Source organism: Dyadobacter sp. CY326, from assembly GCF_021390515.1.
In the GTDB taxonomy this organism is placed as follows: domain Bacteria; phylum Bacteroidota; class Bacteroidia; order Cytophagales; family Spirosomataceae; genus Dyadobacter.
The window spans coordinates 425,830-442,266 of record NZ_JAJUXI010000003.1; the positions used below are offsets into that span (position 1 = coordinate 425,830).

The following is a 16,437-nucleotide window of genomic DNA, read 5'->3' on the forward strand; positions in this document are numbered from 1 at the left end:
GATTTGAAAAACTGCGTGTTCATTTGCGGACACTAAGCCTATGTAACTATTTGAAATATAGCTATATACAATTTGGTATATTTTTGATAGCATTGGAATTACGGCCTGAAAACCGGTTCCTATCCGACGTTTCTATAACAATCAGATCATGCTTCAAAATTACTTCAAAGTCGCTGTCAGGAGTTTGCTGAAAAATAAACTCTTCTCTTTCATCAACATTTTCGGGCTCGCGCTCGGAATGTCTTGCAGCCTTCTGATCTGGCTGTGGGTGCAGGATGAAATTTCTTACAACCGCTTTTATCCCAATTTGAGCCAGATCCATTTTGTGCGCTCGGGTTTCGACTGGAAAGGGCAGACCGGATCAGGCATGGCAACACCCGGACCCTGGCAGGAAGCCATTGAAAAACAGGTTCCCGAGGTTAAAGCGATCACAAAAATCACCTGGAACCGTGACTTGCTCATTAAAGCAGGTGAAAAATCGACGAAGGAAAGCGGGATTTATGCAACCAGCGATTATTTCAAAGTCTTCGATACGCCTTTTATTAGCGGAACCGCTGCCAACGCCATCGCGCAACCAACCTCCATCGCCATCTCACGCAAGCTGGCTGAAAAATATTTCGGTTCCATGAATGCAATCGGCAAAACAATGAAGGTTGATAACCAAACCAATTTTATTGTGAGTGCAGTTTTCGAAGACATTCCGCTTAACTCCACCGAACGGTTTGACTGGATCATTAACTTCAAAGTCCAGGAACAGGATTGGATGAAATGGTGGGGAAACAGCAGTTTCAAAACCTATGCCCTGCTCGCACCGGACGCAAATGCAGCGCACGCGGAGAAAGTCATGCAGCAGGTTATCAAAAAAAGCGCGCCGCCTCAACTGCTCAGTTTTCCAATGTTGCAGAGTTTGCGGGATGTTCATTTATATTCTGAATATGAAGGCCTTAAAGCCACCGGCGGCCGCATTGAATATGTGCGGGTGTTCTCCATCGTTGCCATATTTATTTTGCTCATTGCGTGCGTTAATTTCATGAATCTGGCCACGGCGCGTTCCGTAAAAAGAGCCAAGGAAGTTGGCGTGCGCAAAGTGGTCGGTGCGGAGCGTAAATATTTGGCGATGCAATTTCTGGGCGAATCCCTGATCGTGAGCATTCTCGCTTGCATCCTCGCTTTGGTTATTGTGATCACGATCTTGCCGTTTTTCAATGAGGTTGTGCAAAAGCAGATCGCGCTTTCGTTTTCAGATCCATCATTGTGGCTTTCGCTGATTGCCTTATTGCTGCTCACAGGTTTGGTTGCAGGCAGTTATCCCGCATTGTACATGTCTGCTTTACAGCCCATTCGTATCCTTAAAGGCCGTCTTACTTTTACCAATAAAGGCGCTTATTTAAGAAAAGGGCTGGTTGTTTTTCAGTTTGTGCTTTCCATATTTCTCATCACCGGCATGCTCGTTATTGGTCGTCAGATGAACTATATTCAGACAAAAAGATTGGGTCTCGACCGCGAGAATGTGCTCTACATTCCCATTGAAGGTATCCTGAATGATAAATTGGAAGTTGCACGGCAAGAAATAATCAATTCGCCCTTCGTGGTTGCAGCCACTTCCACGGGTTCTATTCCAACCAACATTACGAGCAATTCCGGCGATCTTGACTGGACAGGCCGCGACAAAGATCTCGACAACACCGTTAACGCAACTTTTGTTGGTTATGACTTTGTAAAAACAATGAACATTCAAATGGTCGACGGACGCGATTTTTCGAAAGATTTCGCGGCCGACACGGCGAATTACATCATTAACGAAGCCGCTGCCAAAATGATGAAAATGAATGATCCGGTCGGCAAGCAGGTGAAATTCTGGATGGGCAAAGGAACGATCGTAGGTTTAATGAAGGACTTTCACCTTTCTACTTTCCATGAAGCGATCAAGCCATTGATTTTGGTCAATTACAAAGGGCTGAATACGGAGCATTTGATGATCAGAACGCGGCCCGGAAAAACCAGGGAGGCACTTGCCCATATCGAAAAAGTGGCCAAAAGTTTGAATCCGGACTATCCGTTCACTTACCACTTCCTCGATCAGGATTATGAAAAAATGTATCGCTCAGAAATGGTTGTTAACACATTGATCAAATGCTTTGGATTGCTGGCCATCGTCATTTCCTGTCTGGGACTTTTAGGACTTGCCGCTTTCACTGCGGAGCAGCGCACAAAGGAAATTGGAATCAGAAAAGTGATGGGCGCCAATGTGGCCAGTGTAGTCGCATTGCTTTCCAAAGATTTCGTGAAGCTGGTCTTGCTAGCCATCCTGCTTTCCACTCCCCTGACGTGGTATGCCACCAATCATTGGCTCGAAGGTTTTGTCTATCACATTGATCTGTCGTGGGAAATATTTGCGATTGCCGGCGGAATCGCCATATGCATCGCTTTGTTCACGGTAAGTTTCCAAAGCGTCAAAGCCGCCGTGGTCAATCCAGTCAAATCGCTGAAAGCGGAATGACAATGAGATAGTTGAATTTAATAAAAGCAAGCTGGCTGATCCATTGAAGTAGAATCAGCCAGCTTTTTTACAGTTAGAACGAAATCGTCCTATCCCAGTTAAGATTTAACGCCATCCCAAGCCGGGTGCAACGTGTTCCAAAATAGAAGATAAAACATGCACATTGTAATCTACTCCCAATGTGTTTGGAATCGTTAACAGGATCGTGTCCGCTTCCTGAATTGCTTCATCTTCAAGCAATTCCTTTATCAGTTGATCCGGTTCCGCAGCATAGCTTCTGCCAAATATCGCGCGCTTGTCCTGTTCAATCATTCCTATTTTGTCGCGGCGACTTGTTTCCTGTCCAAAGTAATAGCGGTCCTGATCGGTTACCAATGCAAAAATCGACCGACTTACGGAAACCCTAGCTTCGCGCTGATGTCCGGCCTTTTTCCACGCTTCTCGGTACAACCTGATTTGCTCCGCTTGCTGCACATGAAAAGGCTTGCCGCTTTCGTCGTACTTCAGGGTTGAGCTTTGGAGATGCATTCCATTTTCAGCAGCCCAAACGGCAGTTGCATTGGATGCGGCGCCCCACCAGATACGCTCCCGCAGTCCTTCCGAATATGGTTCCAGACGCAGTAAGCCCGGCGGATTCGGAAACATAGGGTTTGGATTTGGCCGCGCGAATCCTTTGCCTTCCAGCTTTTCAAGGAATTCCAAGGCCTTGCGTCGACCCATTTCCGCGTCGGTTTCTCCCGCAGCGGGTTCATATCCGAAATAGCGCCAGCCATCGATCACTTGTTCTGGCGATCCCCTGCTAACGCCCAATTGCAATCGTCCTTCCGAAATGAGGTCCGCGGCCCCGGCGTCTTCAACCATATACATCGGGTTTTCATAACGCATGTCAATGACGCCGGTTCCAATTTCGATTTTGCTGGTTTTGGCACCAACAGCCGAAAGCAATGGAAAAGGCGATGCGAGCTGCGCCGCAAAATGGTGTACACGAAAATAAGCACCGTCCAAACCAATCTCTTCGGCTGCAACAGCCAAGTCAATGCTTTGAAGCAATGTGTCGCTCGCCGTCCGGGCGTTATACGCCGGGTGGTTAGACCAGTGCCCAAAAGATAAAAATCCTACTTTTTTCATAAAGCTTCTTTCATTGTCCCTTCAAGTTAGACAGTGAATCCAGCCCTAAAAGTTCCAGTTTTGGCTATATAATGAGGCAATCCAATATCAAATCGCTATTCCGTAAACTACCATAGGACCATAAGCCACAATTATTTAAGTTTGACGTAGATCATCGGCCCAGCAGTGCCCATTACAGTCATCGTATCCCCCGAAATTTCTCCTGTATAATTGAAGCCATTACTAACGTATATTACGTTTTTCCTGTTCAAAGTGTAGGGACTCGTAAGCGTGGTTGACTGCTCGCCATTATAGTTTGAGAAGAAATCCACTTCATTATGGGTCTTGAATTCCAAATAATTATAAAGATTTGGATTAAGCGTTCGCTGCCAGCTTGTGCCTACGAGTTCGTTCGTTGGGTTGATGATTATAATATCCGGCTCAACATTGTTCTTCTTCTGGCATGAGATCAATGAAAGCGTTAAAGCCAGGGTTAATAGGGTTGATTTCATGTTGGACTTGATTTGAAGTGTTAGTATTAAAGCTGAAAGTTTCTGCCATATCCCCTACTTCACCTGCAACTTTGACCAGTAAGGCTTGGATTCGGTCATGTCTGCGAAGAGGCCGCGGACCTCGTAGTTACCGGCAGGAAGGTTTGCTGGAATCGTATATTGTCCAACGCCAATGGTTAATCCTGCAATAGCCCAACCGAATATGACAAGTTCAGGTTGGAGCGTCACAGTGTTTTCTCCCTGTGTGAGATGGAGTTGGGGCAGCTTTTTCGCATCGATGGGTGAATCGTAATAACCGTAAATCATCGGTGACGACTTTACATAAAAAGTCTCGCCGCGGCTGACAGATATAGCGTCAATGCTCCGACCAGTTGCACCATAAAGATCTCCTTTCCAAATTGATTCAATCGCTTTGCTTTCATGATCAGAGACAAACAGGCTGTTATTTCCAATTAATTTATCAGCTTCATAAAAAGACAGCAGATAAGAACCTTCCGGTAAATCGGCAGGAATTTTGTCAACATACAGCGCATGATCATCTGCAATCCGCGCGGTCGTTACCACAGGTTTTTCCAGGAAATCACTAGAAAATCGAACCGAATATGTTCGCCCGGGCACAAAGTCGTTGCCATAAACCTTAATGCTGTCTGAGTAAAGAAATTGATACTTATAAGTCGGGTTTGGATAGATCGCGGCTTTCCCTTTCAGAAACTTCACGCCCTCGAAGATCACAGATTTTTGACCTTCAAGCGTGATCTCGACATTCATCGGATTATCTGTCATCTCTTGGTTGGGATTAATGCCCAGGACTCCATATTGATTGCTGAGTATGGTCGTGATCGTTTGCCCTGTCTTGGGATCAGAGATTTTGACCAATGCTCCTGGTTTCCCCGGCCCCGACGGAATGCTCCCAACATTAGTCCCATAGCGCAAGGCAAGCTGTGTATGATAGGAATAAACCTGAACTTGCTTTTCCAAAAGATCAATCTGCGGCACGCCGGAAAACCCGAAATACACTTGAAAGCGGAATGTCCTATCGCCGGTTTTACGCCTTAGTTGCAGAACCAATGGTCCGGTTCCGTGATAATCGTAAAGCACTGCACGCGTATCAATTAGCTTGCCCGAACTATCTTCCAGCGCAATGTTGGCTTGCAGCGAGAAACGAACGTCGGCTTTTTCCTGCGTGTATCCGTCGGGCAATGTTACAAGATAAATGTTACTGGCAGAATCAAAGCGAATCACCTCAGCGCCTATAACGTCAAAGCCCTTCAAAAACTCGGCAGCAGTTACAGCGCCGATGGGCTCCGGTTGAGCTTCTGTGACGTCAGAATCCTTTTTACAGCTTGCTATGAAGGCAAAAATTACAATGAGAAGGTAGACTGTTTTTTTCATTTGACAGGCGAGCGGGGTGACAGTCAGAAAGTTACCCTAAGTAACTTATTTTGCGATTAAGATACAATTAGTTATTGGTAAAATCATTTGAATGTTATTTGAAGAAAAATCATCTCGTATCTTCATGCACCGCGAATTGGCAAGACCTTAGAAAATGTGAGAATGTTTGAATGCTTGCAGGTTTTGGCTAAATCAAAAGCAGATTTGGCTAAAGGCTGCGGAGAAATGCCAACGATCTTTGTAAAAACAAAAAAAGATCAGTTATGCGTGTATTTGTTACAGGAGCAACAGGCTTCATTGGAACTGCGATTGTGCAGGAATTATTAAGTGCCGGTCACCAGGTGTTAGGGCTGGCTCGTTCGGAAGCTGCGGCCAAAAAATTAGTTGATGCAGGTGCAGAAGTTCACCGCGGAGATTTGGAAGATCTTGAAAGTCTGCGCACCGGCGCCGCACTAGCAGATGGCGTGATCCATGCAGGCTTCATCCACGACTTTACCAGGTTCGAGGAGGTTTGCCAGGTTGATAAAATAGCCATTGAAACCATAGGCAAAGTGCTGGCCGGTTCCGACCGTCCGTTCATAGTCACTTCCGGCTCCGCGCTCGTTAGTCCCGAAAAACTGGCCACGGAAGACATTATCCCGCCCATTAACCCGGCCTGGCCGCGTGCTTCGGAACAAGCTGCGGACGCTGTTGCGGCATTAGGCGTGCGCACTGCGGTCATTCGCTTGTCGCCATCCGTGCATGGTGACGATGACAAACAAGGATTTATACCGATATTAGTGAACATTGCCCGTGAGAAAGGTGTGTCAGGCTATATCGGTGATGGAGGCAATCGTTGGAATGCTGTTCACAGGCTCGATGCCGCTCTTTTATTTCGGTTAGCCTTGGAAAATGCAGGACCAGGTGCCGATGGACTGGCTGCCCGATATCACGCCTCTGCCGAAGAAGCCATCACCGTTAAAAGCATTGCCGAAGCCCTGGGCAAGCAACTGAATATTCCGGTAGTTTCCGTTCCTGCGCAGGAAGCAAGTGAACATTTTAACTGGTTTTCGCACATGGCGGCCATCGACTGTCCCGCATCGAGCGAGTGGACGCAGCAGCAATTGAATTGGCATCCGGGGAACGTCGCCTTGCTCACAGAAATTGAAAACGGCGTTTATACAAAATAAGATTTTGCAGCTGTTTAAATCATAAAATTACGCGCCTTACCATCGACATGAACACCAAGAACCTCTTCCGATTTCAGACGATCAGCGAGTATCATCGGGCAACAGGCCTGCCTACACCAGCGCACCCGCTGATCAGCATCGTGCATATGGAAGAAACAAAAAGCCTATCCGCAGAAGGCTCTTACAGTGTGATCTATGATTTTTACTCGATCGCAATGAAAAGTGTATACAACACCAAATTTAAATACGGTCGGCAGGCCTGTGATTTCGACGATGGTGTTTTATTCTTTATGTCGCCGGGTCAGGTGTTTAGTGTTGAAATCGATAGTGCAAGCCCAATACACCGACCGGAAGGCTGGGTGATTTTGATCCACCCTGATTTTTTATGGAACACGCCTTTGGCCAAAACCATTAAACAATACGATTTTTTCAACTATTCGGTTTTTGAAGCGCTTTACCTGTCGGACAAGGAAAAAAACATGCTGACAAACATCGCAGAAAATATCGAGCAAGAGTATCATGCCAATATTGATCGGTTTAGTGAAAGTGTGATCATTGCACAGCTCGAATTATTGCTGACTTATTCTGAAAGGTTTTACCAGCGCCAGTTCATCACCCGCAAGATTGCCAGCCATGAAATTTTGGCTAAACTGGAACACCTGCTGACCAATTATTTCAACAGCGGCTCGCTCGCAGAAAAAGGCTTACCCAGCGTCACCTACATTGCCGAAAACCTGAATATTTCACCAGGTTACCTGAGCAGCTTGCTCAAATCCCTGACCGGTTTGAATACGCAGCAGCATTTGCACAACAGGCTCATTGATTTGGCGAAGGAAAAACTGTCTACAACCAGCCTTACTGTGAGCGAGATCGCTTATGAGTTGGGTTTTGAACACTTACAATCTTTCAGTAAACTTTTCAAAACGAAGACCAACGTTTCGCCGCTCGAATTTCGCCAATCTTTCAATTGAAAGGTTGAAACGAAGCTTGAATCAAGATAAAGCCGGACACCTGTCGCACAAGTGGAATGGCTCGGCAATCACAAAGATTTTTCCTGAAAAGCTAGCCCTGCGATTATCGCATACGGCATGAATAGAACGGTTGCAGCATTTGGTACGCTTTTTATAAACGCTGCGCGATCACATCGCGCAGCTGCGATATCCAAACTGTTCTTTCTACTTCTTGACTTATGCTTAATACAATACGACAATCAAAATCCATTTCGTGGTGCACATTCAGCCGGAACGATTCGCTTTTGCAATACAACTGGCTAATGTGGCTCGTTTTGCTTGCTATCACATTCAGCAGCTGCGCAACGAGGCCGCTAAGCAAATCGGGGCAACGGAAACTTGTTGGGAAAACTTTTGTGATCACAGGTGCGTCCAGTGGATTTGGAAGGGGCGTCGCCGAGCAGCTCGGTCAGTATCATGCCAATGTAGTGCTGGCGGCCCGGCGCGGCGATTTGCTTGAAGAAGTTGCCGGTCGCATACGAACCGCTGGCGGGAAGGCTATTGTGGTGGTAACCGATGTAAGCAATCCGCGCGACATCCAGCGCCTGGCCGATACGGCAAAAACCGTATTTGGTAAGGCCGACTTCTGGATCAACGATGCCGGCGTGGGAGCAATCGGCCGTTTTGAAGAAATTCCGCTTGAAGATTATTCCAAGCTTATTGACGTCAATTTGAAGGGTGTTGTTTATGGAAGCTATGCTGCTATGAAGCTTTTCAAAGCACAGGGTCATGGCAAACTGATCAATGTGGGTTCCGTTGAAAGTGCGGTTCCGCTGGCTTATCACGCCACGTACGGTTCTACCAAAGCCGCTGTGCGAGCGCTGGGTAATGTGCTTTATCAGGAAATTCGATTGAGCGGAAATAAGAAAAATATCAAGATAGTAACCATTATGCCCTGGGCGGTTGATACACCTTTTTGGGGACATGCTGCCAATTACAGCGGGGGCACAGCCCGAATGGCCGCAATGGACGGGCCTGAGAAAGTGGTTAATGCCATCATCTTTTCGTCGCTTCACCGCAAAAGAGAGTTGCCGGTGGGCTGGAAGGCCTGGGGCTCTTACATTTCTCACCGAATATTCCCTCATTTCACAGAAAGAATATCAGCCAACATCGCTCACCATTCTCAGATAGAAATGGCGCCACCGGCACCCGCCACCTCAGGAGCTGTGTTGACGCCCATGGAATCCGGGACAGGAGTTGATGATGGTGTGCGTAAAAGAATGAAGGAGGAGAGAAAACAAAGGAAGCAACAACATAAATAGGTCCAAGCTACTTGCGAAAGTGAGCTTGGACCCAATGCATTACTTTATGGAAAACTTGAAATCAAAAATCTTTTGCGAAAAAGCATCAACGTCCCGCCTTGATAAATTTCCGGACTTGTTTTTTACCCGTCCCGTTAACAATCCCGATCGTATAAATGCCGGCAGGCAAAGCCGATGTTTCTACCTGGTAAGGATTTCCGGAGAAGTTGACGTCTTTGGAGATAAGCACTTTTCCGGCAGCATTGTAAATCCGCACCTTTCCAGCGGACGTTATATTGCCCGCTTCTACCGTGAGCTGATCGCCGACCGGATTTGGATATACTGAGAATGCATTGACCGCATCCATGTTTACATTACGGATCGTGCTGAATGCAAATGTTTCGTCCAGATCAATCATTTTCAGACGATATAAATTCTCTCCTTTTGAGGGGTTAAGGTGGACAAACTCGTATTTTTTTGCTTCGAAACTTTCCTTACTTGCCTGCACCTGGCCAAGCGTTTCCCACGATTGACCTCCGTTAAGACTGTGCTGAATGTCAAAATGACTGCTATTGATTTCACTGCTTGTAGACCATCCAACCTGCACAAAATTTTCTTTTTTGGAGGCTGTGAACTCCACCAATGTAACTGGCAAGCTTGCACATGCGGTTTCAACTTCTTGCTGCGAGTTGCACCCCAAGGCATTGTTTGAAATTGTAACAACATCAGGGCTGCTGTTTTTCAGGTAAGCGCATATTCCGGCTACCGCGCAGGTGCCCAATTTCGCGTTATTGGTGATTTCAAGCGTCTGTTGCAGTAAAGTCAGGCTACTTAAATCGTTCAAGTTGGAGAGTTCCGGATTAGAATCCAGAACCAGGTGCCCTCCTATTGTTGTCAGATTGTTCAATCCTTTGAGGGAAGTGAGCGCAGCATTGTCTGTTATTACCAAAGAATCAATCACGGCGCCCAAGGTTTCCAGCCCCGTAAGATCTTTGAGCAGTGCATTGCCAGAGATGTTGATGATATTAACGCTCTCAAATTTTCCGATCCCAGTCAGACTTGTTAATGCCGGATTGCTTTGAACCCATAAAGTAGAATAAGCCCCAAGGGTTTCCAAATTGTCTAATCCCACCAGGCTTGCAAGTGAATTATTACCATAGATTAGTAAACTACCATCGATATTGGTCAAAGCAGATAAATTACTGATTTCGGTTAAGTCAGGATTTTCATAAATAATAACAACAGGCGCCCCGGAAAATTCGCCGCCAGCCGATGTAACTCCGTCCAGCCCTCTAAGACTGGTCAGTCCTGCATTTTGCAAAATCGCAATTTGCCCGGTTATTGTGGTAACGTTCTCAAGACCTTGCAAATCTGTCAACGCGCTGTTCAGAACGATCTGAAGCGTGGACAAAGATGTTATGTTCGACAGCGCCTGAATGTTGCTCAGTGTTTTGTTATCGGCAATGATCAAAGAAACAACTTCCACTAAATCTGTAAGTTCGTACAAACTGACAAGCTTGGGGTTTTGATAAACTGCCAAAATATTTGTAGTCCTAAGCCCTTCTAAACCATGTAGTGTCAACAGATTAGCGTTGTTTTCAATGATTACCTGCTCGTCGGCCGAGGTTATTGCCAGTCCGGTTAAGTCTGTCAGCCCATCATTATTTATTATGGATAAGCCTCCTGGCAATGCCGTAATATTTCCAAGGCCGTTCAGATCAGTTAGTAAATCATTATTTTCGATCGTAATAGATCCTGCACTCGATATTGTCAGATCACTCAAAGTGGTCAGTGCAGTATTTCCATCAATGTACAGACTGCCAACAGAAGTGATATTTTCCAATCCTTTTAGATCTGTGAATAAAGGACTTCCGCCAATTCGAAGTTCGCCACCAATCTCTGTGATATCGGAAAACAGAAGAAGATCTGCGAGTAATGCGTTGTCATAGATGTTTAAATCGCCGCCGTAGGATGTAATATTTTCCAGGCCGGCCAAGCTGGTCAGCAAAGGATTGGAAGAAATTTCCAGATCATCATTCAAACTTGTAAAACCCGAAAGAGCTTGAAGGCTCGTTAACGCTTCATTATCCAATATATTAAGTTCATCGCCAAGTGTGACAATGTTTTGAAGTCCTTGTAAATCGGTCAGTAGCGGATTGGATTCGATGAAGATGTCGTCGCCAACGGACGTCAGCGTGAGACTGCTCATTGTGGTTAGGGCCTCATTGAAATAAATATCCAGATCACCTCCCACAGTCTTAATGTTTTCTAAACCAGACAATGTTGTCAGGCTTGCATTGGTATGAATATCCAGATCACCTCCGACGGTCGTGATATTTTCCAAAGCCGATAATGTAGTCAGGGAACCATTCCCAATAATTGCAAGGTTGCCTGGCACATCCGCAATTTTCGAAAGGGCCGTAATGTCAGTCAACAATGGATTGTCTAAAAGCTGAATATCCTCTCCAACGGAGATAATGTTCTGAAGGCCATTCAGGCTCGTCAACCCGCCAATGCCCTCGATGTAAATGCCGCCATTAACACTGGTGAGAACCGATAGTGGGGAGAGATCGGTGATGTCCGGGTTGGCAGACAGGTCCCGAATGTACAAATCTCCCGGCAAGGAGACACATCCGGGATAGTCGCTGGCAAAGGCATTGACTTCGGCTTGCGAAAAGATTGTCAGGTCGCCTGTGGGGCATTGTGCGAAAGAGGCAAAAGGAAGCAATAACGCAATAAAGCAGTAGAGTTTTTTCATGAAAAAAGGCTGAGTATAATTGAATTACGGAAAGTACAGCTTCTGTCCGAAGTTCCCGCAATTAAATTTTTGGCTGGCAGTTTTTGATGCAACCACCAATGATAGGCCACTCTACTTTTTATGATGACTATTTAATTCAACAAAATAATGTAGGCTAATCCTTGGACGAAGGAAAAATGTGGTGCCGGTCATAGGTGAAATAAAATTTGCGAAATGGCCAAGCTCTAAATTGATTTTCCTATTGTAACTAAGTCCGGCCTGAAACCCCAAAAAATATAAACGGTAACTATCGCTTACTCCGCTGTAATGAAAACCGATATAAGGCCTCAATTTTCTCAGACCAAAATGGCTCCCGACAGATACTTCGTAGGTTTTTAAACTAACTTTCCGGCGAGAAGCTGCGTCGTATCCAATATTTGCATCAGGGGTTATGAAGAAATTAACCTTCACAAATCGGTTATAAAACCTTCCTGGAAAATTAACTCTCATACCCAGACCGAAAGTTGTTTTATTAGTTAATATCACTGGATTTTCAGTCCAGTTTTCTAAGCCGACATTGAGATCCAAATCAAATTTGGGTATTTCTTGTTCAGGCTTACTTGTCTCATTTTGAAAAGACAATACACTGTTGTATTTCTCAATATATTGGCGTAAATATTTTTCCTGATACGGCGGGATCGGCTCATTGAAGCCGAGAGACTCTTTTGCAATAGCACTTAGTTGCTCTTTATATTTATCAAAAACTGCTATATAAGTGCGATTGTGTACCATCATGGGAATGTTATAATTGTATAGTTCTACCAATCCCTTTTTGGTTTCTAAAAAATAGAAGGATGTTTCAACCTCGTTCAGATATAAATACAATGAGGCTCCACTGCCATAGACAATTTCCTTCAAAAACACCTGTAACGAATCCTTTGCCTTGAGAGATGGAAACCTGCGATAGCGCTCATACAATGCAATGTTCAGCAAACCTATTTTTTTACTTTTAAATTTCAATTGATAAGCATCAATACAAAAACCCCGTATCCCTAATGCGGAAAATAACTTTACCTGTCCGTTTGTGTCTTTAAACGCTATCTCAACGGGGCTATTTGTCCAATCTTCATATTTAACGAACCCTCTGACCGTGTCGTTTTGATTGGTAATAAGATAGCCATTTTGAAAAAGGCTTTGAGAATAAGATTTAGAAATAAATGTGCAGTGGACTAGCAACGACAAAAAGATTAACCTAATGATTAACATAGCATGTGGAGTTAAAAAAATAAAAATTCTATTCATAAATCTCACCTTTACATTCGAAAGGAAATACCAGAATTGTATCTTTTTTGTGAATGTAAAATTTGAGCTCGCCTTTATGTTTGATAACAGTATCGCCTATTGAAGTCTTATCGTGAAAATAGACGTACCATACCTCGCCTTGATCTCTATATCGGCTTGGCGTGTTAGTGATTGGAGATACACCACTTAGATCAAATAACATTCCGGAAGAAGGCGATTCCTTTGCAATAATCGAACACGCTCGATTTCTCAATCGCGCTGCACGTTCTTCGCAAGTAATTTCTTTGAAACACGAGAAACATATAAGCGTTAATAATGCAATACCATATTTCATTTAACAGATCTAGTTTTGAAGTCAATAAATAGAGCTTTCGAATAAGGCCGAAATTGAGGCCAGTCCACCCGGGATGGACGTCTGGCCTGACGCCAGCAGCATCATAATGAAGGGATACGGGTATTTGAATGTTTCCGTCGCTGACTGAATGCAGATCAATGGAAATATTCGCTTTGCCGGTGTAAGGCGACACCGCTATTTCGCCGTAGGAACCCAATGTGGCCGCATTAGGACTTTGGACAGTTTTTGGAGGTTGGGGAATGTGTTCCTGGGAAGATAGAGATAATGTAGGCTTGTCAATGGATTTGACGCTGTCCACCGGCGTCTTAACTATTTGAGCAAAACTGTTTGTTGCGTAAGAAATGAGCCAAAAGATAATGCTGGCTGAAAAAATTTTCATTTTCGTGGAGGGTATTGATAAGACATAGTGATAGCTGCCAGCATGAAAATGCCGGAGGTGTATGGTCAGGAAAATAATAGATGCTAGCCCGTATGCCTGTGGACGGGGCAGAGGTTGGATAATGAAGGATAAATTTTGTAAACTTCTTTGTTCATAGCAATATGATTTACAACCAGAAACTACAGCTGGCTGAGGTTAGAAAAATTGGCGAAATAAACGCCGATCCCAACGGTGGGTTTGGCAACCGTCAGAAAAGCTATGAAGAACGTAGAGTTAAATAATATCCGCTGAACGAAGCGGGGCTGCCAAGCATATCTGGCAAAAAATGTTACGAGAGCGGAACGGAGTACTCGCTGAGCTGTTGGTCGGCAAGTTATAACTAAATGCGCTGCCGACAAATTTTAGTGATACTTTTTCTGTGATAATCAAAAGAGACATCTGAAATACTGAAAATGGCTCAACAGAAGCCAATAATCCACAGCAACATTGTCTTGACAGCTAGAATGACATTGCAACATTGGATTAAAAACCAAAAAAGCACCTAGCAAATTAATGCTAAGTGCTTTCAGAGCGGCGAACCGCATTTTTAAGAGCCCCCAGTCGGGATCGAACCAACGACCTACTGATTACAAGTCAGTTGCTCTACCAGCTGAGCTATGGAGGCCTCTTTTCTTTATTCTGATAGCGTTTCTTATTCCGTTATCATGGTGCAAAAGTAGAAGGAAAGACTATACAGTGCAACCATTTGAACTATTTTTTTGAAACTTTTTTCAAACTTTTAGATAGCCTCCTGAATGATAGACAGTTGGTGTTTTAACTCATTCAGCTGGCTAAGTGCACTATTGATCTTCCTGTCAAACTCTGCTTTCAAACGATCCGAAGTTTTTGATTTGGCAAAAAATTCGATGTTGTTCTGCCACAGAGCAATGTCGTTTTCCAGCTGCGTGATCTTGCGACGGATATCACTTTCTTTTCTATAAAGACCACGGCTATTTTCACCATCCCGCACCAATTCTACTTCGCTTTCGAGCACTGCCTGTTCTTTTTCTTTGTTCGAAAGTTGTCCAATTGCGCTTACATAAGTGTTGATCGCTGCGATATAACGCTTTTGGATCGCCTGCATGTCCTTCTTGGGAACAAAACCTATGGAGCTCCATTCGCTCTTGAATGCGCTCAGCAGATTCAATGTAGACTCGTCTTTATTATTTGCTGCTGCTTCAATCCTTTCGATCAGATCAACTTTGCGTTTCAGGTTGTTTTCAAATTCTTCTTCAACCTCCTTGTTTTTAGCACGTTTTTGATCAAAATATGCGTCGCAGGATTTTTTGAAACGGTCATAAATGGTGTCCTTGAACTTTTCAGGAACCTGACCTATGCCTTTCCATCTTTTTTGAAGCTCAATGATTTTTTGTGTTGTGGCCGGACTGTCTTCACCCGTTTCCAAAATCGCTTCGGCTTCCGCGCAAAGCTGATTTTTCAATTCAAGATTTTGCTCTCTCTTCGATTCCAGCTGACGGAAAAACTCTCCTTTGTTATTGAAGAACGTTTTAAGCGCTGCCCAGAATTTTTTACTCAGCTCCTTCCCTTCCTCACGCGGCATAATGCCTTTCAATGCAACCCATTGGTCCTGAAAAGCCATTATTTCCTTCGTTTTGGCATTCCATTCTTTTATGCTGCCAGAGTTGTAAGTCGTGAATGGCGTGATCGATTCGTAAATTTTAAGCTTCTGCTCATAATTTTCCTGCATCGACTTTTTTTGCTCGGCGAATTGTCCGCGCTGCGCATCATAAAGGACATCCAGCGCAACTTTGAAACGCTGCCACAACTTCTCCTGATCTTCTTTCGGAGCAGGCCCTAAATGTTTATAGTCTTCAAAAATATGATTTGCCTCGTTCAAAAGCTCGCGGGTCATCGGACGGTTTTCCAATGATTTGCCCAACTCTTCCACTTTCTCGCAAAGCTCAGCTTTCAGTTCTGCATTGCGGCGTCTGTCCAGTTCTTTAAGCTCAAAGTAAATGTTCCGATTGCTGAAATAGCGGTCGATTAATGCATTGTAAGTCGCCCAGAGTGTTCCGTTGTGCGGTGAAGCAATGTTACCCGCTTGCTTCCATTCGTCCTGGATTTTTTTGAATTCCTCCCAGCTCGATTTCAGCCCAGTTGCATCCGTTTCTTTGCTGCCTTCGTCTTCCAATAATGTTCTCAGACGTTGCAGAAGGGCAGTTTTGACATTGAAATTCTTTTCTTTCTCTTTTTCCTGACCCTGGTAAAAGCTGTTTTTCAAACCCCTGATCTCACGGCTCAGCGAATCGATTTTCTGTGTTTCAGCATCGTATTTATACTCAAAACCTTCTTCGCCGCCGTTCTCCGCAACAAATGCTGCCAAAGCCGCTTCTTTTTCCCTTTGTTTGATCGAATCAAGCACCGGACGGATCTCTCGCGCAACGGATTCCGCCTTTTTGAGCGCCGCCGGTTTTGCCCCTTCACCATTGATGGCCGCCAACTCATTTTCCAGAATATTGACAAGTTGCTCCTTAGACAACTGGCTGTAATCCACGTCTGGCACTTCCTCCTCATGTTCTTCCGTCAACTGATTGTTAAGATCAATTTCAAGGGTCTCAATAGTCTCTTGTGTCAGGTCTTCCTGCTCCTCGCTATTGACCCCTTCTTGTTGTTCTTGTGCCATCGTGATTCTGGTTTCGTACGTACGTCTCTTATGGATTACAAATCTAATAA

11 protein-coding genes and 1 tRNA gene are annotated in these 16,437 nt (G+C 44.7%); 4 read left to right on the plus strand and 8 right to left on the minus strand.

Annotated features, from left to right (window positions below):
* Window positions 1–148 precede the first annotated feature (148 nt).
* Window positions 149–2,500 (plus strand): ABC transporter permease, encoded by a 2,352-nt coding sequence (locus LZG73_RS06205; protein WP_233846931.1) that lies wholly within the window; start codon window positions 149–151, stop codon window positions 2,498–2,500.
* A gap of 105 nt (window positions 2,501–2,605) precedes the next feature.
* Here the strand turns inward: LZG73_RS06205 and LZG73_RS06210 are convergent, their stop codons facing one another.
* The 3 genes from LZG73_RS06210 to LZG73_RS06220 all read right to left on the minus strand — a co-directional run bounded on the left by LZG73_RS06210 (window position 2,606) and on the right by LZG73_RS06220 (window position 5,511).
* A complete protein-coding gene (locus LZG73_RS06210; RefSeq protein ID WP_233846932.1) occupies window positions 2,606–3,628 on the minus strand; it encodes an LLM class flavin-dependent oxidoreductase in 1,023 nt (340 codons plus the stop codon).
* 131 nt (window positions 3,629–3,759) lie between these two features.
* Window positions 3,760–4,119, minus strand: a complete 360-nt coding sequence (locus LZG73_RS06215; protein ID WP_233846933.1) for a hypothetical protein — start codon at window positions 4,117–4,119, stop codon at window positions 3,760–3,762.
* A 54-nt stretch (window positions 4,120–4,173) separates the two neighbouring features.
* Complete coding sequence (locus LZG73_RS06220; RefSeq protein ID WP_233846934.1) at window positions 4,174–5,511, minus strand: DUF4998 domain-containing protein; 1,338 nt, start codon at window positions 5,509–5,511, stop codon at window positions 4,174–4,176.
* 263 nt (window positions 5,512–5,774) lie between these two features.
* Between LZG73_RS06220 and LZG73_RS06225 the strand changes: the two genes are divergently transcribed.
* From LZG73_RS06225 to LZG73_RS06235, 3 genes are all read left to right on the plus strand, one after another.
* Window positions 5,775–6,680, plus strand: coding sequence for an SDR family oxidoreductase (locus LZG73_RS06225; protein ID WP_233846935.1), 906 nt, complete (start codon window positions 5,775–5,777; stop codon window positions 6,678–6,680).
* A gap of 47 nt (window positions 6,681–6,727) precedes the next feature.
* Window positions 6,728–7,651: an AraC family transcriptional regulator gene (locus LZG73_RS06230; RefSeq protein WP_233846936.1), complete on the plus strand. Its 924-nt coding sequence runs from the start codon at window positions 6,728–6,730 to the stop codon at window positions 7,649–7,651.
* Window positions 7,652–7,869: 218 nt separating this feature from the next.
* On the plus strand, window positions 7,870–8,952 hold the full coding sequence (locus tag LZG73_RS06235) for an SDR family oxidoreductase (protein WP_233846937.1): 1,083 nt from the start codon (window positions 7,870–7,872) through the stop codon (window positions 8,950–8,952).
* An 85-nt stretch (window positions 8,953–9,037) separates the two neighbouring features.
* Here the strand turns inward: LZG73_RS06235 and LZG73_RS06240 are convergent, their stop codons facing one another.
* The 5 genes from LZG73_RS06240 to LZG73_RS06260 all read right to left on the minus strand — a co-directional run bounded on the left by LZG73_RS06240 (window position 9,038) and on the right by LZG73_RS06260 (window position 16,387).
* A complete protein-coding gene (locus LZG73_RS06240) occupies window positions 9,038–11,689 on the minus strand; it encodes a T9SS type A sorting domain-containing protein (RefSeq protein WP_233846938.1) in 2,652 nt (883 codons plus the stop codon).
* A gap of 111 nt (window positions 11,690–11,800) precedes the next feature.
* Window positions 11,801–12,970: a hypothetical protein gene (locus LZG73_RS06245; RefSeq protein WP_233846940.1), complete on the minus strand. Its 1,170-nt coding sequence runs from the start codon at window positions 12,968–12,970 to the stop codon at window positions 11,801–11,803.
* Between the two features lie 191 nt (window positions 12,971–13,161).
* Window positions 13,162–13,704 carry a hypothetical protein gene (locus LZG73_RS06250; protein WP_233846942.1) on the minus strand — a complete coding sequence of 181 codons (543 nt, stop codon included), beginning with the start codon at window positions 13,702–13,704 and terminating at the stop codon, window positions 13,162–13,164.
* A 591-nt stretch (window positions 13,705–14,295) separates the two neighbouring features.
* Window positions 14,296–14,368 (minus strand) — tRNA-Thr (locus LZG73_RS06255).
* Between the two features lie 114 nt (window positions 14,369–14,482).
* Window positions 14,483–16,387, minus strand: coding sequence for a DUF349 domain-containing protein (locus LZG73_RS06260; protein ID WP_233846944.1), 1,905 nt, complete (start codon window positions 16,385–16,387; stop codon window positions 14,483–14,485).
* Window positions 16,388–16,437: the final 50 nt, after the last annotated feature.